This window comes from Paraburkholderia atlantica, assembly GCF_000092885.1.
Lineage (GTDB): Bacteria > Pseudomonadota > Gammaproteobacteria > Burkholderiales > Burkholderiaceae > Paraburkholderia > Paraburkholderia atlantica.
Map to the genome: position 1 here is coordinate 2,064,633 of NC_014118.1, position 21,700 is coordinate 2,086,332.

The 21,700-nt window shown below is 64.2% G+C and carries 22 protein-coding genes; 14 read left to right on the plus strand and 8 right to left on the minus strand.

The window, feature by feature from the left end:
- The first annotated feature begins 85 nt into the window (after window positions 1-85).
- The 3 genes from BC1002_RS25365 to BC1002_RS25375 are packed head-to-tail and all read left to right on the plus strand — an operon-like array spanning window position 86 to window position 2,067.
- Complete coding sequence (locus tag BC1002_RS25365) at window positions 86-1,369, plus strand: aromatic ring-hydroxylating oxygenase subunit alpha (RefSeq protein WP_013092857.1); 1,284 nt, start codon at window positions 86-88, stop codon at window positions 1,367-1,369.
- Window positions 1,366-1,866 carry an aromatic-ring-hydroxylating dioxygenase subunit beta gene (locus BC1002_RS25370; RefSeq protein ID WP_013092858.1) on the plus strand — a complete coding sequence of 167 codons (501 nt, stop codon included), beginning with the start codon at window positions 1,366-1,368 and terminating at the stop codon, window positions 1,864-1,866. The genes BC1002_RS25365 and BC1002_RS25370 overlap by 4 nt, the downstream gene beginning before the upstream one ends.
- A 9-nt stretch (window positions 1,867-1,875) precedes the next feature.
- Window positions 1,876-2,067, plus strand: a complete 192-nt coding sequence (locus BC1002_RS25375; protein ID WP_013092859.1) for a tautomerase family protein — start codon at window positions 1,876-1,878, stop codon at window positions 2,065-2,067.
- A 13-nt stretch (window positions 2,068-2,080) separates the two neighbouring features.
- Here BC1002_RS25375 and BC1002_RS25380 read toward each other — a convergent pair whose 3' ends face one another.
- Window positions 2,081-3,556, minus strand: a complete 1,476-nt coding sequence (locus BC1002_RS25380; RefSeq protein ID WP_013092860.1) for a PAS domain-containing sensor histidine kinase — start codon at window positions 3,554-3,556, stop codon at window positions 2,081-2,083.
- 265 nt (window positions 3,557-3,821) lie between these two features.
- On the opposite strand from BC1002_RS25380, the gene BC1002_RS25385 reads away from it, so the two are divergent.
- The 5 genes from BC1002_RS25385 to BC1002_RS25405 are packed head-to-tail and all read left to right on the plus strand — an operon-like array spanning window position 3,822 to window position 7,796.
- Entirely contained in the window at window positions 3,822-4,943 is a 1,122-nt protein-coding gene (locus tag BC1002_RS25385; protein WP_238538024.1) for an acyl-CoA dehydrogenase family protein, read from the plus strand.
- A gap of 35 nt (window positions 4,944-4,978) precedes the next feature.
- Window positions 4,979-5,356 (plus strand): hypothetical protein, encoded by a 378-nt coding sequence (locus BC1002_RS25390; RefSeq protein ID WP_013092862.1) that lies wholly within the window; start codon window positions 4,979-4,981, stop codon window positions 5,354-5,356.
- 4 nt (window positions 5,357-5,360) lie between these two features.
- A complete protein-coding gene (locus BC1002_RS25395) occupies window positions 5,361-5,891 on the plus strand; it encodes a nuclear transport factor 2 family protein (RefSeq protein ID WP_041735414.1) in 531 nt (176 codons plus the stop codon).
- Window positions 5,888-7,030: an amidase gene (locus BC1002_RS25400; protein ID WP_013092864.1), complete on the plus strand. Its 1,143-nt coding sequence runs from the start codon at window positions 5,888-5,890 to the stop codon at window positions 7,028-7,030. Before BC1002_RS25395 ends, BC1002_RS25400 begins: the two co-directional genes overlap by 4 nt.
- Window positions 7,031-7,052: 22 nt before the next feature.
- Window positions 7,053-7,796, plus strand: a complete 744-nt coding sequence (locus BC1002_RS25405; RefSeq protein WP_013092865.1) for an SDR family NAD(P)-dependent oxidoreductase — start codon at window positions 7,053-7,055, stop codon at window positions 7,794-7,796.
- A 28-nt stretch (window positions 7,797-7,824) separates the two neighbouring features.
- Here BC1002_RS25405 and BC1002_RS25410 read toward each other — a convergent pair whose 3' ends face one another.
- Window positions 7,825-8,481, minus strand: coding sequence for a response regulator transcription factor (locus BC1002_RS25410; RefSeq protein ID WP_013092866.1), 657 nt, complete (start codon window positions 8,479-8,481; stop codon window positions 7,825-7,827).
- A 150-nt stretch (window positions 8,482-8,631) separates the two neighbouring features.
- Between BC1002_RS25410 and hpaC the strand changes: the two genes are divergently transcribed.
- Complete coding sequence (gene hpaC, locus BC1002_RS25415; protein WP_013092867.1) at window positions 8,632-9,168, plus strand: 4-hydroxyphenylacetate 3-monooxygenase, reductase component; 537 nt, start codon at window positions 8,632-8,634, stop codon at window positions 9,166-9,168.
- Window positions 9,169-9,287: 119 nt separating this feature from the next.
- On the opposite strand, the gene BC1002_RS25420 is transcribed toward hpaC, so the two are convergent.
- The 5 genes from BC1002_RS25420 to BC1002_RS25435 form a co-directional block, all read right to left on the minus strand.
- On the minus strand, window positions 9,288-10,934 hold the full coding sequence (locus tag BC1002_RS25420) for an NRAMP family divalent metal transporter (RefSeq protein WP_013092868.1): 1,647 nt from the start codon (window positions 10,932-10,934) through the stop codon (window positions 9,288-9,290).
- Between the two features lie 46 nt (window positions 10,935-10,980).
- On the minus strand, window positions 10,981-11,121 hold the full coding sequence (locus BC1002_RS38505; RefSeq protein ID WP_013092869.1) for a hypothetical protein: 141 nt from the start codon (window positions 11,119-11,121) through the stop codon (window positions 10,981-10,983).
- A gap of 718 nt (window positions 11,122-11,839) precedes the next feature.
- Window positions 11,840-12,220 (minus strand): BON domain-containing protein, encoded by a 381-nt coding sequence (locus tag BC1002_RS25425; protein WP_013092870.1) that lies wholly within the window; start codon window positions 12,218-12,220, stop codon window positions 11,840-11,842.
- A 910-nt stretch (window positions 12,221-13,130) separates the two neighbouring features.
- Window positions 13,131-13,889: an SDR family oxidoreductase gene (locus BC1002_RS25430; protein ID WP_013092872.1), complete on the minus strand. Its 759-nt coding sequence runs from the start codon at window positions 13,887-13,889 to the stop codon at window positions 13,131-13,133.
- 54 nt (window positions 13,890-13,943) lie between these two features.
- Entirely contained in the window at window positions 13,944-14,906 is a 963-nt protein-coding gene (locus BC1002_RS25435; protein ID WP_013092873.1) for a GlxA family transcriptional regulator, read from the minus strand.
- A gap of 256 nt (window positions 14,907-15,162) precedes the next feature.
- Between BC1002_RS25435 and BC1002_RS25440 the strand changes: the two genes are divergently transcribed.
- The 5 genes from BC1002_RS25440 to BC1002_RS25460 all read left to right on the plus strand — a co-directional run bounded on the left by BC1002_RS25440 (window position 15,163) and on the right by BC1002_RS25460 (window position 20,549).
- Window positions 15,163-15,804, plus strand: a complete 642-nt coding sequence (locus BC1002_RS25440; protein ID WP_013092874.1) for an HD domain-containing protein — start codon at window positions 15,163-15,165, stop codon at window positions 15,802-15,804.
- Between the two features lie 89 nt (window positions 15,805-15,893).
- Entirely contained in the window at window positions 15,894-16,883 is a 990-nt protein-coding gene (locus BC1002_RS25445) for a LysR family transcriptional regulator (RefSeq protein WP_013092875.1), read from the plus strand.
- A 103-nt stretch (window positions 16,884-16,986) separates the two neighbouring features.
- Complete coding sequence (locus BC1002_RS25450) at window positions 16,987-18,180, plus strand: CaiB/BaiF CoA transferase family protein (RefSeq protein ID WP_013092876.1); 1,194 nt, start codon at window positions 16,987-16,989, stop codon at window positions 18,178-18,180.
- On the plus strand, window positions 18,177-19,142 hold the full coding sequence (locus BC1002_RS25455; protein ID WP_013092877.1) for a hydroxymethylglutaryl-CoA lyase: 966 nt from the start codon (window positions 18,177-18,179) through the stop codon (window positions 19,140-19,142). The genes BC1002_RS25450 and BC1002_RS25455 overlap by 4 nt, the downstream gene beginning before the upstream one ends.
- Window positions 19,143-19,217: 75 nt before the next feature.
- Window positions 19,218-20,549 carry an MFS transporter gene (locus BC1002_RS25460; RefSeq protein WP_013092878.1) on the plus strand — a complete coding sequence of 444 codons (1,332 nt, stop codon included), beginning with the start codon at window positions 19,218-19,220 and terminating at the stop codon, window positions 20,547-20,549.
- A 327-nt stretch (window positions 20,550-20,876) separates the two neighbouring features.
- Here the strand turns inward: BC1002_RS25460 and BC1002_RS25465 are convergent, their stop codons facing one another.
- Window positions 20,877-21,626: a GntR family transcriptional regulator gene (locus BC1002_RS25465; protein WP_013092879.1), complete on the minus strand. Its 750-nt coding sequence runs from the start codon at window positions 21,624-21,626 to the stop codon at window positions 20,877-20,879.
- Window positions 21,627-21,700: the final 74 nt, after the last annotated feature.

Here is a 21,700-nt window from a genome sequence, read left to right on the forward strand (position 1 = left end):
TGATCGTCGCAAAGGGAGACTGATGTCAACGAGAGGATGCGCTGATGTGCGTCTTCATTCCACCACGCCACTGTCCCCGCATACGATGAGTACGCCGACCTATCAAACCATCGACACCAGCGCTTTAGCCAAGCGCGCCGAGGCCGATCGCATCGCGCCTTCGCTCTACTACGATCCCGATCTGTTCGAAGTCGAACTCGAGCGCATTTTCTACAAGACGTGGATCTGGGTCGCGCATGACAGCGAGTTGCCGAAGCCCGGCGATTTCATCACGACGACGATCGGCCGTCAGCCGGTCATCGTCGTGCGCGACAAGAGCGGCGCGGTCAACGTGCTGCAAAACCGCTGCCGTCATCGCGGCGCGACCGTGTGCGAAGAGCACAAGGGCAATGCGAAGGGCTTCACGTGCCCGTATCACAGCTGGTCCTATGCGCTCGACGGCACGCTGCGCGCGCTGCCGTACGGCGACGGTTACGAAGGCGTATGCGAGAAGGGTGACCTGCCGCTGAAGAAGCTGCGCGTGGGCGTCTATCAAGGCCTGATCTTCGCGAGCTTCAACGAAACGATCGAACCGCTCGAAGACTTCCTCGGTGGCGCGAAGCCGTGGATCGATCTGTTCATGAAGCAGGGCGCGGGCTATCCGATCAAGGCGAACGGTGAGCACAAGTTCAAGTTCAAGGGCAACTGGAAGATCCAGCTCGAGAACACGACGGACCTGTACCACTTCCCGGTCGTGCACAAGTCGTGGATGAAGTCGATCGACGACGAGACCGCCGCCGCGATCACCAGCTTCATGACGAGCGACCAGGCGTTCTGCCGCTCGCTCGGCAACGGTCACAGCCTCGCGGTGCTGATGCCCGAGATCGTCGATCTCGACAAGGACGATGGCGCGCCGCTGCCCGAGCGGTTTAGCGAGCTCGCCGCGCAGCTCGCGCAAAAACATACGCCGGAAGAGGTGCGCCGCATCGTGCGCTCGCTGATGGGTGTCGGCTTCAACCTGAACCTGTTCCCGAATCTCGCGCTGTCGATGGCGTTCTTCCGCGTACTGCGGCCGATTTCCGCCGAGGAAACGGAGATTCGCCACGTCGCGCTCGCGATGGACGGCGGTCCCGAAGAAGCGAACCGTGTGCGCCTGCGTATTCACGAGCACTTCCAGGGCCCGTTCGGCTTCGGCAGCCCCGACGACGCCGAAGCGTGGGAGCGCGTGCAGCGCGGCTCGCATGCGGGACCGGATGTACCGATCCTCGTCAATCGCGGCCTGAATCGCGAAACGACCGCCGCGAACGGCGAAAAGACCGCACACGCAACCGATGAAACCGGCATGCGCGAAGCCTATAAGCAGTGGCGCGCAATGATGGAGCAGGCATGATGGACGATAGAAACGCACTCTTTTCCCACCAGACCTTTGCACGCGCGATCGAATTCATCTGGCGCGAAGCCGAATTGCTCGATCGGCGCGACTACCGCGAGTGGCTCGAACTGTGGGACCCGGCCGGCTACTACGTGGTGCCGATCGATCCGAACACGACCGACTACGCAGCCACACTGAACTACGCGTACGACGATCAGCACATGCGCGAACTGCGCGTGCAGCGTATGACGTCCGGCTATTCGGCGTCCGCATCGGATGCGGCGCGCACGGTGCGCACCGTGTCGCGCTTCACGCTCGCGAGCGACGCCGCGGACGTGGTCGAAGTGAAGTCGTCGCAGATCATCATCGCGTACAAGCGCGGCACGCCGACGATCTTCGCGGCCGATCTCACGCACAAGATCAGCATGGCGAGCGGCGAGCCGCGTCTCGTCGAGAAGGTGATCCGCCTGATCGATTCGACCGATGCGCTGAGCGCGATCGGCTTCCTGCTCTGACGGGTCATCATGCCGACACTCGAAGTCTATCTGTCGCAAGGCTATGCCGATGAACGCAAGGCGAGACTGATCGAGGGCTTGACCGATGCGACCGTTCAGGCGATCGGGGCGCCCGCGGAGTCGGTGCGTATTCTGTTGCCGGAATTGGCGGCGGCGAACACCGGTCTCGGCGGCAAGACCGCGCGGTCGCTGGGCCGCTAGCTTCACGATGCGCTCAGGCTTGCGACAGCAGCGGCAACGCAAAGCGGCAGTCGAGGCCGCCCGTTGCCGCGCGCTGCGCCCAGATGCGCCCGTCATGGCGGGAAACGATGTTCTTGCACAAGGACAAGCCGATGCCGTTGCCGGCCGCTTTGGACGAAGCAAAGCCTTCGAACAGGCGGGCGAGCACGTCGTCGGACACGCCTGGGCCGTTGTCGATCACGTGAAGCTCGGCCATGTCGTGGCTTCGCGACGTGGCCAGCGTGATCACACGGCCGGCCTGTTTCGTTTCCGTCAGCGCTTCCACCGCATTGAACGCCAGATTCAGAATCACTTGCCCGATCAGCACGCGTTCGCAACGGATCGGCAGCGGCTGCGCCGATTGTTCGAGGTTGACGCTCACCCCTTCAACGCGCGCGCGCAGTTGAATGAAGTACGCGACGTCCGCGAGCACGTCGCGCAGATCCACTTCGGTCGCAACCGGGTCGCGCTTGCCGACGAATTCACGCACGCTTTTGATGATCAGCGCCGCATGCTCCGCTTGCCGGTCCGCGGCGCGCAGTCCCCACACCGCGCTGTCGATCGCATCCGGTTGATTCAGACGCTGGATCGCGCCTTCGATGAAATTGCGCACCGCCGCGAGCGGTTGACTCAGCTCGTGCGCGATCGCGGTCGCCATTTCGCCCATTGCGTTATAGCGCCCCGCGTATTCGAGCATGCGCGCTTCGGTGCGGCGCGTTTCTTCAAGCGCTATTTCTTCGCTGACGTCGCGAAAGTGTACGAGCACGCCGTTGAGTTCACCGTCGATATCGACGCGCCGGCACGTGATGCGCAGCCAGCGTTCGGCTCCATCTCGCCGCTTGATCCGGTAACGCTGCGCGCCAGTCGAATGCTGACGCGGCGCGTCGCGCAACTGGCTCGCGAGGCGGTCGCGGTCTTCGCGCGTGCAATAGTCGAGCGCGACACCGAGCGGCGCATCGGGCGCCACGCCGAGCACCCGCCGTCCGGACTCGCTCAGATAAGCGACCTTGCCGCGCGGTGTCATCAGCGCAACGCCTTCGTCGAGATCCTGCATGTACTCGCGCAAACGCGTTTCGTAGCTGCGCAGCTTCTGACGCATCGCCTCTTCTTCGCTGATGTCGCGAAACTGCACCATGACGACCGGCCGTCCGCTCAGCGGCACATACGTCGCGATTGCTTCGGACAACATGTCGACACCCGTGCGCGACCGATAGCACCACTCATATGCTTGCGGCCCCTGTGCGACCGAGCGGTCCATCGCATCGACGGCGATTTGGCGCCGATAGCGCGCGTCGTTGCGCGTCATGTCGTGCGCCTTAAGCGGCAGCAGTTCTTCGAGCGTAAAGCCGAGCGCGACGCAGGCGGCGCGATTCGCCCACACGATCGCTTTGGTCTCGGCGTCGTGCAGCAGCACGCACTGGTTGAGCGCATCGAGCAGCACGCGGAAATCATGTTCGGTAGGCGAGGTCATGGGAAGCCGTTCAATGCGGAAATGCCGACGGCGTCAACCATACCACCGGTTTTACGACGCATCGCTAAAGAAATCCTTAGCTGCATCGGGAGATTTGCCTAAGCCGCGTCATCTCTTCCCAATTGTTCGTGTTTTTTTGCGTTTCTAGACTGGCTTCACCGTGTGCAAGCGGCACACGTCCACTCACTAATCGATGTCACAGGATACGGAGACGTCCATGTCGCTCGCCGCCACTGTCAACATGCAGGACTACCTCGCCCCATCCATGGAACAGGCACTGGATGACGCGATCGCCGCAATCGCGAAGAGACGCGAAGAGTTCGAACGCCTGTCGCACGTGCCGCGCGATGTGATCGACATGCTCAAGCGCGCGGGCATCTATCGGGCGGCCACGCCGAAGCGCTTCGGCGGCGATGCGCGCGCGCCCGGAGAGTTTCTCGCGCTGATCGAACGCATCGCGACGGTGGACGGTTCGGCGGCGTGGGTCGCGAGCTTCGGCTCGGCCAACCTGTATCTCGCGGCATTGCCGCTCGCGACGCAGGCTGAGATTTACGCAAGCGGTCCCGACCAGGTGTTCGCGGGCGGTCTCTTTCCGGTGCAAAACGCGACGCCCGAGCCGAACGGCTTTCGCGTCAACGGTACGTGGAAATTCGCGAGCGGCTGCAAGGGCGCGGACTGGCTCGGCGTCGGCATTGGCACGGGCAAGGCGGGCGAGGCGCCGGGCAAGCCACGCACGGCAGTCTTCCGGCCCGAGCAGGTCGAGATCGTCGAGAACTGGAACGTGGTCGGCATGCAAGGCACCGGCAGTCACGACCTGCGCGTGACCGACCGGTTCGTCACGGAAGACTGGACGTTCGTGCGCGGCGGCACGCCGACGGTCGATGAGCCGCTGTATCGCTATCCGACCATCGCGTACGCGGCGCAAGTGCTGGCGGTCGTCAATCTTGGTCTCGCGCGCGCCGCGCTCGATGTCGCCAACACGATGTCCGGCGGCCGCAAGACGACGACCGGCGCGCCGCAACTCGCGGACCGTGCGTACTACCGCATCGAACTCGCGAAAGCCGAGGCGCAACTGCGTTCGGCGCGCGCGTTCTTCTACGAAGCGACCGACAGCGTCTGGCAGTCGATCCTCGCGGGCAACGACGTGGCGCCCGATCAGGTCAGTCTGTTGCGCCTGTCGGCCACGCAGATCGCGCACCAGGGCGCCGACGTCGTGAACCGGGCGTATCGGCTGGGCGGCACGATGGCGATCTATCGCAACCATCCGCTGCAACGTCTCGCGCGCGACGCGATGGTCGTCACCCAACACGCGTTCCTCGGCGAAGGCAATTACGACGGAGCCGGCGCCGTGTTCGTCGGCGTGCAGCCGATTCCCGGCTATCTGTGAGCTCTCTTCAATCAATCGAACCAAGGAACGTACCCATGAGCGACAACCGAAACCTGCCTTTGCGCGTGCTGTTCTGCTGCGGCGTCTCACAGAACTTCTTCGACTTGCCGCGCGAACAGATCGGCGAAGTGTGGCAAGCGTACGGCAAGATGCTGAACGCGATCGAAGCGATGGAAGACGTGCGCGTGCTCGGCGTGATGGACGACGACCGGCTCGTGGTCGGCAATGCCGATGGCGCGCCGTGGACGTTCTACATCATGGCCGACGTCGCCGACTTCGACACCGCAGTGGCCGTGTGCAATCTGTATCGGACGACGCCCGTCGGCGACTACAACCTGTGGCGCTACGGCAAGATCGAGGCGCGGGTCGGCCGTGCGCTGACGGTGCCGCCGGCGGCCGCAAACAATGCGTGACGCGATGACAGATGCGATAAGCGCAGCGGCTATCGACGCGCTGCTCGCGCGCGTCAAAGCGCTCGAAGCGCAGAACGCGGTGCGCAAGACGATCGCGCGCTATATGGCGTTGTGCGATGTGCCGGTGCACGCGCTCGAAGGCGAGGCGCTCGCCGCGCTGTTCGCCGAAGACGCGATCTGGGAAGGCATCGGCCCGCAATACGCGAACAAGTTCGGGCGTCTGGAGGGGCCCGCGCAGATCGTCGCGATGCTGCAGCGTTATCTGCCGCCTACGCCGCACTTCGCGACCAACGTGCACTTTCTGACTGCGGAACACATCGAGGTGAGCGGCGACACGGCGAAGGGTCGCTGGATCATGTTGCAGGCTTCGGGTTATGTCGATGCGAAAGCCGAACTGATCGCGGCGCGCCTCGAAGTCGACTTCGTGCCCGCCGATGACGATGCGGGCGCGACATGGCTGATCCGCCATTTCCGTACCGAGCGTCTTTTCGATGCACCGTGGCAAGTCAACCCGGTCCAGGGAGTTTCGGTATGAGCGCATTTCTGCAGACATTCAATCTGAGTGCGACGGACAACGCCGACGCGCCGACGATCGCGATCAAGGACAGCATCGACATCGCCGGCTACGCGACGACGGCGGCAAGCCGCGCGCTTGCCGACGCACCGCCTGCAGCGGAGCATGCGGCGGTCGTGCAGCGTTTGCTCGACGCAGGCTGGCGCATCGTCGGCAAAACCAACATGCACGAGCTCGCGTTCGGCATGACCGGCATCAACGATTTTTCCGGCACGCCGGTCAATCCGCAGGACGCGACACGCATTCCGGGCGGATCGTCGAGCGGGTCGGCGTCGGCGGTTGGACAGAAGCTCGTGGACGCCGCGCTCGGCACCGACACCGGCGGCTCGGTCCGCGGTCCGGCCGCATGCTGCGGCGTGATCGGCCTGAAGCCGACGTTCGGCCGGGTTTCGCGGCACGGCGTGGCGCCGCGCGTCACGACACTCGACTGCGTAGGCCCATTCACGCGCGAGATGGACACGCTGGTTCGCGTGATGACGGCGATCGATCCGTCGTTTCGCACGGACGATGCGCGTCGCGACGTTTCGCAGCTGCGTGTCGGCGTCGTCGCAGTCGATGCTGATGACGACATCACCAAAGCAATCGCCGCAGCTGTCGCGCAAGCCGGACTCGCCTCGCAACCGGTCGAACTCGCGTCGTTCAAAGACGCATTCACGGCCGGCCTCGCTGTAATCAACGCAGAGACGGCACGCGCATTCGGCCATCTGGTGGAAAGCGGCAAACTCGGCGCCGACATCGACGCGCGTCTGCGTGCGGCCGCGACGACGAGCGCCGCCGATCTCGACGCGGCCGAACGCGTGCGGCAAGTGTTCACCGACGAAGTGGACCGCGCGCTCGATCACGTCGACGTACTCGTGCTGCCGACGATGCCCTCGTTGCCGATCACGCTCGAAGCAGCACGCGCCGGCACGTCGGTGATCGGCATGTCGTCGCTGATCCGGCCGTTCAACCTGAGCGGGCATCCGGCGTTGACGCTGCCCGTGCCGATCGAACGCTCGACGCTGAACGCAGGCTTGCAGATCATCGGTCGCAAGAACGACGACGAAACGGTGTGCGCGGTCGCCGCATATATCGAAGCGCGCGTCGCGCAATCCGCCTGAACGCAATCAAGGAGTCAGCAACATGTCGAACAGAATCGCGCTCGTGACGGGCGCCGCGCGCGGACTTGGCGCCGTTGTCGCGCGTCGTTTTCACGAGGCAGGCTACAAGGTCGCGCTCGCCGATATCGCGATCGAACCCGCGCAAGCGCTCGCGCATGAACTGAGCAGCGACGGCTCGAGCGCCTTCGCAATCCGGCTTGACGTCACACGCAAGGCGGACTTCGAGGCGGCGCGCGACGCGCTGCTCGAACGGTGGGGCGGGGTCGATGCGCTCGTCAACAATGCAGGCGCCTCGAAGGTCGTGCCCGTGATGGACATCACCGCCGAGCAGTTCGATCAGGTGATCAACGTGAATCTGCGCAGCGTGCTGTTCGGCTGCCAGGTATTCGGCCAGTATTTCGCGCAGCGCGGCGTGGGGCGCATCGTCAACATCGCGTCGCTGGCGGGGCAGAACGGCGGCTCGGCCACGGGCGCGCACTATGCCGCCGCGAAGGGCGGCGTGCTGACGCTGACCAAGGTCTTCGCGCGCGATCTCGCCGCGCGCGGCGTGACGGTCAACGCGATCTCGCCGGGGCCGCTCGATTTGCCGATCGTTCACGAGAGCGTGCCGGCGGACAAGCTGGCGAAAGTGATCGCGGGGATACCGGTCGGCAAGCTAGGAGCGGCGTCGTATGTCGCCGATGTCGCGGTGATGCTCGCTTCCGGCGAGGCCTATTTCGCCAATGGCGCGTGCTGGGACGTCAACGGAGGCCTGTACATGCGCTGATGTGTGTGGATAGGCCGCGGCGGCTGTGTCATTCCGGCCGCTCGTCCGACGGGCTCCACACTTCGAGCACGCCGCGCACGAGCGTCGGAATCGACGAAGCGCCGAGCTTTTCCTTGATGCTCGCGCGATGCACGTCGACGGTTTTCACGCTGATCGACAGGTCCGAGGCAATCACTTTGCTCGGCTTGCCCTCGATCAAACCGTGCAGCACTTCCTTCTCGCGCGACGTGAGCGAGTTGATCCGCTCCCGCAGTTCGAACTGGCGCATGTGTTTCGCGTGACGCTGCGACGCGAGTTTCATCGCGCGCTGGATGCGTTCGAGCATCTGCTGGGAGTTATACGGCTTCTCGACGAAGTCGATCGCGCCGTGCTGCAACGCGCGCACCGACATCGGGATATCGCCGTGGCCGCTGACGAAAATGATCGGTAAGGTGGCGCCGCGACGGTTCAGTTCTTCCTGCACGTCGAAGCCGCTCGCCTCCGGCATGCGGACGTCGAGCACGAGACAGGCGGGCACGTTGATGTCGAACGCGCGCAGGAACTCCGCCGCGCTGACGAAGCCCTGCGACTGGATGCCGACCGATTCGAGCAGCCACGCGAGCGACGTGCGCATGCCGTTGTCGTCGTCGACGATATAGACGGTGGGGGCGGCATCGGTGACGGGAGGGCGGTCGCTTCGCGGCATTGGAATGGGCAGACGCGTGCGTGGAAATCGCACGCGGGAATGATCGTCAGAGGGCTTTCATGATAGCGGGCCGACAAGCGGCCGCAAAGCCTCGCTAACACTACCGGCTTATCTTGCGATGACCGGCAATCGAATACAGGAGACTTCAACATGTCGAGCCAAGCAATACAGGCTGATGCCGGGATCGATGAAAACCGCCAACAGTTCAGACAGGCGATGGCCCATCTAGGCGCGGCAGTCAACGTGATCACCACGGCGGGTCCGCACGGCTGCTGCGGCATCACGGCGAGCGCGGTCTGCTCGGTCACCGATACGCCGCCGACGCTGCTGATCTGCCTGAACCGGTCGAGCGCGATGCACGCGGTGTTCGTCGGAAACCGTGATGTGTGTATCAACGTGCTGCCCGCGAGCCTCGAAAGTATCGCGCGTCACTTTGCGGGCATGACCAGTCTTTCGATGGAGGAGCGCTTCAAGCTGCCCGTGTGGGATCAGGGTGAAAGCGACGTGCCGGTGCTGCGCGGCGCGCTCGCGAGCTTGCAGGGGAAGATCGTGGAAGCGAAGGAAGTCGGTTCGCACTCGGTCATGTTCGTGGAGACCACGCAGATTCGCGTGCGCGCCGACGGCGACAGTCTGATTTACTTCGACCGGAATTTTCACCGGGTGCCGAGGGCGTGGAAGGGGCAATGAGTTATTCGAAGCGCTGCCGGCCATGTCAGGCTCCGGCAGCGCTTGCGTTGTCGATCCGGACATGGCTCCCGTAAATCCTCACCATTGCCCGGACCTCCTGGAACTACTCACCTTTCGCACTACTTCAGCAGCGCCATCTGCACGACCTTGACGATCACGAGCGCGATCGCGAGCAGCAGATAGCCGCGCAGCACGCCCATCCATACGCGTTTGGCGAGCGTCAGACGCGGCGGCGGCAGTTCGTCGAGCGGCGGCATGCGCCACGTGTTGCGCGATTCTTTCGTATAGAGCGGAGCCGGTTCGGCTGCGGACTCGCCGCGCAGCCTGCGAAGCCCGGTGCTCGCCACGTAGCCGACGACCGCGAGCAACGTGCCGCCCGCCAGTACTTCGATGATCGTTTCCGCCGCGATGTCCGGATAGATCACCGACGCGGTCAGGATGATCGACAGCATCACGAGGACCCAGATCACCGCGCCGGTAAACAGATTGAGCTTCTTCGAATTGGCCCACGGACCAAGCACTGCACGGTCGTTGCACAGCAGCAGCAGGAACACGGTCGCGCTCGGCAGCAGCACGCCGGCGAGCGTTTGCACCGCTTCGGTCAGGAGACCGAGCGGGCTGCCCGGAATCAGCACCAACGCCGCGGCGGCCGCGACGATCGCGAAGTACACGACGTAGAAGCCCTTCGCATCCGACACGCTACGGTGCAGCGAATGGCGAATCTTGAACACGTCGCCGATCGCATAGGCGGTCGACAGCGACACGGCCGCCGCGCCGATCACGCACGCATCGAACAACGCGATCGCGAACAGCACGGCCGAGGTGCGTCCCGCGTATCTCTCGAGACCGGCGATCACACCGCCCGCGTCCGTGAAGTTGCCGAAGCCCGACCGGCCGTCGAACAGCGCCGCGCTGAACGAGATCATCGCGACCGCGCCGATCAGCACGAACACGATGCCGATCCACAGGTCGGCTTTTTCGTAGTTAATGAAGCGGGGCGTGATGCGCTTATCGACCACGTAGCTCTGCTGGAAGAACAACTGCCACGGAGCGACCGTCGTGCCGACGATGCCGATCACGAGCAGCATCACGTCGGACAGCTTCGAATGCGCGGGCCAGTTCGGAATGAAGAAGTCGCGCGCGATCTGGCCGACCGGCGGATGGATCGACACGAGCACCGGTACGAGCAACAGGCTCAGCACGCACAGCGCCACCGCGAAGCGCTCGAAACGGCGGAAGTCGCCGGTGCTGACGGCGGCCATCGTCAGCGCAGCGGCGATGCATACGCCCGCGATCTTCGAGACGCCGAAGAAGTCGAGCACGAACGTGATGCCGATGAATTCCGTCACGATGGTCAGCGCGTTCAGCAGGAATAGATCGACGACGCTGAACGCGCCCCAGAACTTGCCGAAGCGCTCGAAAATGAGCCGTGCGTGGCCCACACCCGTGACAGCGCCGAGCCGCAGCACCATCTCCTGATTGACGAACAACACCGGCACCAGCAACAGCATGGTCCACAACAAGGTGGTGCCGTAGTTCTGGCCGGCCTGCGTGTAGATGCCGAATGCGCCCGCGTCGTTGTCGCCGACCATCACGATCAGACCAGGGCCGAGGATCGCGAGCAGCGTGCGCACGCGCGCCCACCAGCTGGTGCGCGGTGCGATGTCATGGTGAGCGATCGTGCCGAGCGCGCCCTTGATATCGCCTACGTGTGCCGAATCGAGCACGGCGCTGCGCGCGGAGGAAATGTTCGTCGGAGTAGACATGTCGTTCTCTCCTGGTTGTAGTTGTCGGAGGTCGGGTCGCGAAACGCTATGCCAGGCGCGACATCACGCGACGGCAGAAGGCGATGAACGGGCGCGATTCGCGCGGGTGCAGCACCAGCAGAGCGTCGTAAAACGCGCGCGATTCCTGTACGCGCGGGAACTTCGAAAGAAGGAGGCCGAATTGCATTGGGTATCTCCGTGCGTCGGTTTCGACGCGCTGGTGGAAAGCCAGCAGACACGGAGGCCGCGTATGTCCGGGCGCGGCGATGGAGGTCTACTCGCTTTCCTCGGTTAATAGAACAGGGAAGCGGCATAAGGGATAACTGTCACTGTCAGGCATGACGGCTCCTTGTTGGTGGGTAGCGGTCACTGCGTACAAGCGTTTGATGCGTTCGCTACGCACGTTCGCGACGCACGTGCTTATCCACGCGTTCGCGCGCATTGCGTTGAACTGGCTGCGTTGATCGACAACGCGCGCGCAAACGCGACCGCAAGCGCGAGGCTCGCAGTGCGACGCCGTATCAGGGCAGGGACGCGTTTGAACGCGGCGTTCCTGTCATGCGGATACGACGTTACGTTAGGTGCACGGGAATAGACTGCGGCGCGCACCGTCTGCCTGCTGGCAAGACGGCGGCTGATGAAGAGAGCGCGGACGTCCTGCCGGTCAGGCAGCGAAACTGTTCGAAAGTCGGCTACTGCAGGTGTCCAAGGCGTGAGCCCCATTGGTGATGATTCTTGAATTCTAGGGTTCGCTTTCCGCCGAGGTCAACCTGTTTCTTAAGCAGAGCGGAGAAACTGTGCGGCGCGCAACGCTTCGCACTGTGAACGACGTGCGGGTCGAGGCTGATAGAGAGGGAAGTCGAACAGGCGGCATCGATCCATCCGGCCGATGCCACCACGCCTGCTTACTGATTGGCGCGCCGTCGCACGGTCAGCCGGTTATGCACGCTTCTGACGCCGCGAACCGATCGCGCGGCGTTGCCGGCTTGCGCGATTTGCGATTGCCGCGGCACCGTGCCGCTCAGCGTAACGATGCCGTGGCGCGATTCGACACGGATGTTCGCCGAATTGAGGTTGGTGGTGCGCGTGAAAGCGCGGCGGACGTCGCGGACAATCGCGCTGTCGGACCGGTTGGCGTTCCGGTTCGAAGCCGCTGGTGCCGGCTGGCTTTGCATCGACGCGTCGTTCGGCATCTCGCGCGTCTGTGCGTTGGCATAGGTCGCGCAAGTCGCGATGGCTACCGCGAACATTGTGCCGACGATTCTTCTCGCGCCGTTTGTTTTCATTCTTCCTCCTTTGCCGGTTTGTCAGGAACTGCCGTTCGAGCCGCGTGCTGCCAGCGGGGAAGAGGCGGCGCAACGCACTGCCACCTCGCGACGAGTAATCGACCGTCGGCTCCGATTATATTCTGCGGCGCACGCGTCGATATCGATAGGTGAGAAGATTCGGGAGCCGCAGAGGTGAGAATATGCGCACCTGTACGCGCACTTCAAAACCGAAGGTGAGGGTATTCGGGAGTGGCGTCGACGGTGCGACAAGTTGCGAATGGTTTCTTGGGAAGCATGGTTCCGGTCAGAAGCGCAACGCGGTGAGGCCGTCTCGCAGGAAGCCGGCGGGGGCGCACGTCGGTTACTGGTTGCGCCTGATCGAATTATCGCAGCGCGTGCGGCACGCGAAAGGTGAGAACTTTCGGGAGTTGCGCGCGGGCTGGCTCTTTCGCAACTAACCGGCCGTCCCAGAAGCGAAATAAACCGTGCGGCAAGCGGCGAGCGGCCATGCACGCATTTGCGGGTCAGCGATAGGTGAGGATTTTCGGGACCCGTCGATGCCGTATCGGTAGGCCGCACGCGTTGTCGACGTGAAAAACAGGCTTCATGCAGTCGCCGTTCATTGCATCCAGCGCGTTGACCGCTCGGCGGCTGTGTAACGTAAGTCGTTGAATGTCCAGGCGATCTGCCGCTTACAAGGCCGGCATCGGCGACGTGAGCCGACTGCGTTCGATCAAAGGTGAGGATTTTCGGGAGCGATGTGTCAGAGCCACATCGCGCTCGCTGAAATGCCCCTGGAGCCCTCTTTTCACCGCAAACGTGAGGCTTTTCGGGAGCAATGGCGACCCTAGCTGACGCCGATTCACCGCCGCTCCGTGCCAAAGGTGAGGCTTTTCGGGAGCGGCAGCAATCGGCAGCGATCGCTCGTTCAAGCCGATTTCGGGATCTCGCGAATGTCCGCGACCGGCGTCTGCCCGAAAGCATCGCTAAGCGCGTAGTCGATCAGCCGCGCCGCGGATTGCTCGGGCGTCGACAGTTGGCCGTTGCGCTTCAGATCTTCGAAGCGCTGGCGCATCGGGAATTGCTCTTCGCCGCTACCCCGAATTTGCGCCTGCATATCCGTATCGATCACGCCCGGCGCGAGACTGCAAATGCGCAGCGCGCGAGTCGCGTCGAGCGCGACGGCGCGCGCGTGATGATCGAGCGCGGCCTTGGTCGCGCAGTAGATGCTCCAGCCCGGATACGCGTTGCGCGCCGCGCCGCTCGAAATGTGCACGATGCGCCGGTCGGTTGCGTCGATGGCTGCGGCGGCGAGCGCGCTCGCGAGCATCAGCGGCGTCGCGACGTTCAGGCTCACCGCGTCCGCGACGTTCGCCACGTCCTGACCTTCGATGGGCCCAATCGGTTCCACCGTGCCCGCATTGTTGATCAGCAGCACCGTCTGCGCGCCGCGCACGAAGTTGCTCAGCGCGTCGGTGGCGATCCATTGCGCGACGCGTGCAGGCTCGGCGAGCGGCAGCTCGATTTCTTCGAGCTGCGCGGCAAAGCGCGCCTTCAGCGCCGCATTGCGCGAGCGCGACAGACCCAGCACCGTGACGTTGCGCGCGAGCAGTTGTTCGGCGAGCGCCGCGCCCAGGCCGCGCGTATGGCCGGTGACGATCGCGCGGATCGGAGAAGAGGATGGCATGTCGTTTCCTTGTGATCGTTGTCTTGCAGAATCGACGATTTTCTCACGCCGTATTCAGGCCGACCGAAAGCGCTCGCGATACTGCATCGGCGTTACGCCGAGCCGCTTCGTAAACACGATGCGCATGCGGTCGGCGGTGCCGAAGCCGCAATCGTAGGCGATCGTCTTCAGCGCCGCGGCGCTGCTTTCGAGCAGCTTGCGCGCCGCATCCACGCGTGCGCGTTCGACGAATTCATGCGGCGTCACGCCGGTTTCCTGCACGAACACGCGCGCGAAGTTACGCGCGCTCATGCCGGCGACGTCGGCGAGTTGCTTGACGGTGAAGCTGTCATGGAGACGCGCCATCACGTGTGCCTGCACTTTCGCGGCGGGCGAGGTGTCGCCGGCGGGCGCGGTCAAATACGGGCTGAATTGCGACTGACCGCCTTGCCGCTGCGCGAACACGACGAGCCGTTTGGCGACCGCGAGCGCGGTATGCGGGCCGTGATCCTCGGCCACCAGCGCGAGCGACAGATCGATGCCGGCCGTCACGCCCGCCGACGTGACCAGCGGCCCGTCGCGCAGATAGATGCGATCGAAGTCGACCCGCGCGTGCGGAAACTGCGCGGCGAGTTGCGCCGCGTGCTGCCAGTGCGTGGTCACATGCCGCCCATCGAGCAGGCCCGCGTGACCGAGCGCGAATGCGCCGGTGCAGATCGATCCGTAGCGGGCGCAGCGTGTCGCGACGTTAGCGAGCCAGTCGAGCAGGCGCGCGTCGGGCACTTCGTTGTGTGGCAGAGCGGGGCCGCCGGCGATGAGCGCGAGATCGAACGGTTCGCGGGCCTGCTCGAAGGTCGCATCCGCCACCAGCGTCATGCCGTTCGACGCGCGCAACGGTGCCGGGTCTGTGGCCAGCAACTTGACCTCGTAGTGCTGCGCGGGCGCGATGAAGCCGTTCGCTTCGGAAAACACGTCGACGGGACCGGCGACGTCGAGTGCCTGCACACCTGGGAAGATCGCGATCGCGACGGTGGGCATCGAATGACTTCCTTTGACGGTGGAATTTGAAGGACATGCCGCGGCAGTCAACGCTGTGCGTTTGGCAGTGTTCAACGGCTCGCGGCGATTGTTCGCAGCGCCGCGCTAGCCAATACTGGCTTGGTCGGACGCGCGGTCACACACAGGCGACAGGCATCCACATCACGGCGAGGCCCAGCATACCAAAGCGCGCTTTGAAGCCGCGGCACGCGTCCTGTTGGTCACATTCACTTTCGCATTCGAAGGAGTACGTCGCATGACTACGACGATCGCAGGTATTCGGATTCCAGACAGCATGATGGCGCGCGAAGCCACCGAACTCGTGCGCGACACTGAAACGGAGCTTCTCTATCACCATTCGCGGCGCGTGTTTCTGTTCGGCGCACTGGCCGGGCAGCGCAAGCAGCTGAAGTACGACCCTGAGCTGCTGTACATCGGCGCGATGTTCCACGACATGGGGCTCGTCGCGCCGTACAACAGCGAGCACGAGCGTTTCGAGGTGGACGGCGCGAACGCCGCACGCGAATTTCTGCGGCGGCATCGGATCGGGGAGGATCAGATTGAGCAGGTATGGACCGCAATCGCGCTGCACACGACCCCGGGCATTCCGCAGCATATGAAGCCGGTGATCGCGCTCGTCACCGCGGGAGTCGAAATGGATGTGCTCGGCCTCGCCTACGACGAATTCAGCGAGCAGCAGCGCGAGGAAGTTACGCACGCGCATCCGCGCGGCTCGCACTTCAAGGAAGGCATCATCGATGCGTTCGCGCATGGCACGATCCACAAGCCGCATACGACGTTCGGCAACGTGAAGGCCGACGTGCTCGCACTGAAAGATCCGCATTATCATCGCGAGAATTTCTGCACGATGATTCTGGGTTCGGCGTGGAAGTCGTGAGCGACCGATTGGCCAACTGAGCGGGCGCGGCCCCCGATTCGCGCGACTCGCGTCAAAATAGGCGCATCGCACTTCTGCGTCGCCGCCCCATGGTCATCAAAAACCTTCTCCGCAAACTCGACCTCACCACGCTGCAACTCTTTCTCGCCGTCTTCGAAGAGGGCACGCTCACGCGTGCCGCCGAGCGCGAGGCAATCGCCGTGTCCGCCGCCAGCAAGCGGCTGGTCGAACTCGAACAGGCGGTCGGCGCGTCGCTATTCCAGCGCAACGCGCGCGGCATGACGCTGACGCCGGCCGGCGAAACGCTGCTGCATCACGCGCGCCGGGTGCTGCGCGATATCGAGAGCATCGGCATCGAGCTGGCCGGCCATGCCAGCGGCGTGCTCGGCTATGTGCGGATGATGGCGAATCTGTCGGCGATCGTCGAATTTCTGCCCGAAGATCTGCGCGCGTTCCAGTCGTTGCATGAACGCGTGAAGGTCGATCTCGAGGAGCGGCCGAGCGGCGGCGTCGTCAAGGCCGTCGACGAAAGCCTCGCCGATCTCGGCATCTGTTCCGGTGACGCCGACACGCGTGAGCTGCACGTCGAACACTACCGGCGCGATTCGCTCATGATCGTGATGCGCGACGATCATCCGCTCGCGGCACGCACCAGCATCGCGTTCGCCGAAACGCTCGATGGCGATCACGTCGGCCTGCATTCGGCGAGCTCGATCAACGCGCGCACGCATCTCGCGGCGCGCCAGGCCGGCAAGCCACTGCGGCTGCGCATCCACGTGCCGGGCTTCGATGCGGTTTGCCGGATGGTGCAGGCCGGCATGGGCGTCGGCGTGCTGCCGAAGAAGGTATATCAGCTGATGGGCCGCCCACTCGGCCTCGTCGGCACGCCGCTCGATGACGAATGGGCCGAGCGCAGCCTCGTGCTCGTCGTGCGTGACGTCGATGCGTTGTCACCGGTGAGCCGGCTGCTGTTCGACCATCTGCGCACGGTCGAGGCACGGGAAGCTGCAGCAGAGGTGCAGACCGAACCCGCTCCGACCGCGACCCAACCTGCGCGCCGAGTCCGCAGCCGCCGCTGAGCGTTCGCCGTTCGCGAACGGTCGTTGGCGAATTGCGGTTGGACCCGCCACCGCGCCGCTTCTAAGCTGTCTCCCAATACGAAACGAGTTCGGAGACAGCAACATGGGTGGACCACTGCAGGGTATTCGCGTCGTCGAGATCGGCACCCTCATCGCCGCGCCGTTCGCCGCGCGCCTGATGGCCGAGTTCGGCGCCGACGTGATCAAGATCGAAGCGCCCGAAACCGGCGACCCCCTTCGCAAATGGCGCAAGCTGCATGAAGGCACGTCGCTGTGGTGGTATCTGCAGTCGCGCAACAAGAAGTCCGTCTGCGTGAATCTGAAATCGGCCGATGGCGTCGAGGTCGTCAAGCGCCTCGCCGCCGATGCCGACGTCGTCATCGAAAATCTGCGTCCCGGTGCGCTCGAAAAGCTCGGCCTCGGCTGGGACGTGCTGCACGCGCTGAACCCGAAACTGACGATGGTGCGCATTTCCGGCTACGGCCAGTCCGGCCCGTATCGCGACCGGCCGGGCTTCGGCGCGATCGGCGAGGCGATGGGCGGCATCCGCTACACGACCGGCGAAGTGGACGGCGCGCCGGCGCGCGTCGGCGTGAGTCTCGGCGATTCGCTCGCGTCGCTGCACGGCGTGATCGGCGCGCTGATGTCGCTGCTGCGCGTGAAGACCGGGCAGGGCGAAGGCCAGGTGGTCGACGTGTCGCTGGTCGAGAGCGTGTTCAATCTGATGGAAAGCCTCGTGCCCGAATACGACCTGCTCGGCCATGTGCGCGAGCGCAGCGGCGGCGCGCTGCCGGGCATCGCGCCGTCGAACACCTATCGCACCGAGGACGACGGCTATGTCGTGATCGCGGGCAACAGCGATCCGATCTTCAAGCGGCTGATGCATCTGATCGGCCGCCCTGATCTCGCCGACGATCCCGCGCTCGCGCACAACGACGGCCGCGTGAAGCAGGTCGCGATGCTCGATCAGGCGATCACCGGGTGGACCTCGCATCACGCGACCGAAGACGTGCTGGCCGCGCTGGAACGCGCCGAAGTGCCGGCGGGGCGCATCTATTCGGTGGCCGACATCGTCGCCGATCCGCACTACCAGGCGCGCGACATGTTGCTGCAGGCGCAATTGCCGGGCGGCGCGTCGGTGAAGATGCCGGGCATCGTGCCGAAGCTGTCGGACACGCCGGGCGAAGTGCGCTGGCAAGGACCGACGCTCGGTGAACACACCGGCAGCGTGCTCAGCGAACTTGGATTCGCGAGCGAAGACATCGAGCGGCTTCGTCGCGAGGGAGCGGTGCAATGAATTCCACGATCTTTTCCACGCGCGAGGCCGCGCCATTCGACCAACTGATCGTGCAGGAAGTAGCCCCGCGCGATGGCCTGCAGATCGAACCTACCTGGGTCGAAACCGCCGACAAGATCGCGCTGATCAACGGGCTATCCACATGCGGATTCACGCGTATCGAAGCGGGCTCGTTCGTGTCGCCGAAAGCGATTCCGGCATTGCGCGACGGCGAAGCCGTGTTCCAGCAGATCGAGCGCCAAGCCGGCGTGATCTATGTCGCGCTGGTGCCGAACCTGAAGGGCGCCGAGCGCGCGTTGTCCGCGCGCGCCGACGAACTGAACCTCGTGATGTCCGCGAGCCAGACACATAACCGCGCGAACATGCGCATGAGCTGCGAGTCGTCGCTCGCGGCGTTCGACGACATCGTGCGTCGCGCGTTGGCCGCGGGCGTGCGGCTCAACGCGACCGTGGCGACCGCGTTCGGCTGTCCGTTCGAAGGCCGCATCGACGAAGACCGCGTGATCGGCATCGTCGACGCGTATCGCGAGATGGGCATCGAAGGCATCACGCTCGCCGACACGACCGGCATGGCGAATCCGCGTCAGGTCGCGCGGCTCGTCGCACGCGTGCTCGAAACCCTGCCGGCCGCGGCGCTCACGCTGCACTTCCATAACACGCGCGGCCTCGGTCTCGCCAACGTGCTCGCCGCGTATGAATCCGGCGCGCGCCGCTTCGATGCGGCGCTCGGCGGCCTCGGCGGCTGCCCGTTCGCGCCGGGCGCGTCGGGCAACATCTGCACCGAAGACCTCGTGAACCTGTGCGACGAAATGGGCATCCCGACCGGGATCGACCTGCCGAAGCTGCTCGCGCTGTCGCGCGGCTTGCCTGCATTGCTCGGCCACGACGTGCCGGGGCAAGTCGCCAAGGCAGGCCGCAATTGCGATTTGCATCCGGTGCCCGACTACGTGCGGCAGATCTGAACCGCACCCCGACAAACAACCCTCAACCGATCAAACGACCGGACGGCACCGCCGAATCCGGCATTGGAGACAAGCATGAGTGACCTGGGCGTAGTGGCGGGCAGTACCCGCGAACATGGCGCGGACGATCTCGCGGCGATCGTCCGCAAAGTCGCGTGGCGGCTGATGCCGCTGATCATGATCTGCTATCTGTTCGCGTTCTTCGACCGCATCAATATCAGCTTCGCGAAGTTCCAGCTGCAAAGTGATCTGGGCTTGTCCGATACCGCGTACGGTCTCGGCGCGAGTTTGTTCGTGATCGGCTACGTGCTGTTCGAGGTGCCCAGCAATCTGTTCCTGTACAAGGTCGGCGCTCGACGCTGGATCGCGCGGATCATGATTTCGTGGGGACTCGCGACCGCGGCGATGGTGTTCGTCAACAACGAATGGCAGTTCTACGGCCTGCGCTTCGTGATCGGCGCAATGGAAGCGGGCTTCGCGCCCGGCGTGCTGTACTACCTGACGCTGTGGTTTCCGACCGAATATCGCGGCCGCATCACGTCGATGCTGTTTCTCGCGTCGGCGTTTTCGGGGCTGGTCGGTGCGCCGCTCGCGGGGCTCGTGATCGGTCATATGGACGGCGTGGCCGGCATGCCGGGCTGGCACTGGCTGTTCCTGCTCGGCGGCTTGCCGTGTGTGGCGCTCGGTCTGCTGGTGCTGAAGGTGCTGAAGGATCGCATCGACGATGCGGGGTGGCTGTCGTCGGCGGAGAAGAGCTTGCTCGCCGGGCAGATCGCGCAGCAAAGCCGCCCGGCACCGACCGGCCATTCGCTGTTGGGCGCGCTGAAGACGCCGGGCTTCCTGACGCTCGGGCTCGTGTACTTCCTGATTCAGATCGCGTCCTACGGTCTGAATTTCTGGGCACCGCATCTGATTCACGTGGCGGGCACGAAGAATCCCACCGTGGTCGGGCTGCTGACGGCGGTGCCGTATGTGTGCGGCGCGATCTGCATGGTGGTGGTCGGGCGCCTGTCCGACGCGAGCGGCGAGCGGCGCAAGTTCGTGTTCGGGCTGCTGTTGATGTCGGCGCTCGGCTTCTTCGCCGCGGGCTACTTCGACAAACAGACCGCGTTGCCGGTGGTCGCGCTTGCGGTGATGGGCGCGGGCGTGGTCGCATCGATTCCGGCATTCTGGGCGCTGCCGCCCAAGCTGCTGACGGGCGCGGGCGCCGCGGGCGGGATCGCGTTGATCAACACGCTCGGGCAACTCGGCGGGATCGTGAGCCCGGTGATGGTGGGGCGTGTGAAGGATCTGACCGGCAGCACGACGCCGGCGCTGTATGTGATCGGCGCGATGAGCGTGTTGTGCGCGCTGATCGTGCTGTATGGGTTGCCGGAGTCGCTGCGCAGTCGTGAAACGGCGCGGTGAAATAGAGGTGGACGGCGCGGTCGTTCGCTTGCATCCCACGACGTGCCGCGCCGCTGCCCGCTAGCGCATCCGCGAGCGATAGGCCTGCCGCATCAATCACTTGGCAGGCCTGTGCGCAGGTTGTCCACAAGCTTGTTCCCAAATTATGTGGACAACTGGACTTCGAGGTGGGTCCGACTGATATGGCGTCCTTGCCAAGCCCGCTCGCCGGTAGCACGCACTCCGTAGCGACGCTCGCTGCCTACGCGTGCACCGCGCGCGGATAGTTCTCACGCTTCAAGCACTTAAGCTGGCTGTGCGAAGGTTGTCCACAGGCTTGCCAACAATTTAGGTGGACAAGTTTTGTTTGCCGACAGGGTACCGTGCCGAAGCGACCACTTCCTCCTGCACTTGCACCTGCAAAACCGCATCCCGTTTATCGAGCAAATGCTGCCGCAAAATCGCGCTGAGCTTCTTGCCGTCGCGAGCCTCGAGCGCCTTCAGCATTTCATCGTGATCGTGAATCGCGCGGTCCCATTTCGGCGTCTGATAGTTCGAGCGAAAGCGCAGCGCCTGCAGCCGCCGGTTGACCGACACATACGTCTGCCGCAGCGCTGAATTTCTCGCGGCCTCGTTGATCTTGTCGTGAATCGCCTGGTTGCGGCTGTAGTAGCCCGGCAGATCGTTCTGCGCGCGGCACGCGAGCATCGCGTAATGCAGTGCTTTGATCTCGGCGAGTTCGGCCGCCGTGATGCGCTCGGCCGCGAGTTCGCCCGAGAACGCTTCGAGGCCGCTCATCAATTCGAAGGTTTCTCGCACTTCCGCCTCCGACATTTTCGACACCGACGCGCCCCGGTTCGGCGAAATCTCGATCAAACCTTCGGCCGCCAGCACCTTCAGCGCCTCGCGCAGCGGCGTGCGCGAAATGCCGAGCGTTTCGCACAACTCGCGCTCGTTCAGTTTCTTGCCGGGCTCCAGCACCCCCTCGACGATAAAGCGGCGGATGTGCTCCACCACCGTGTCATGCAGGCGCTGACGCTCGACCTTCGGCATCAGCGGGGCAGCGGTCACACCCGCGTCGACATGCGAATTTTGCATACAAAAACCCTCGGCTTCACATGATGTGGGATTTTATCGGAACCATATCGATTAGTTATCAGCGCGCAAACGCG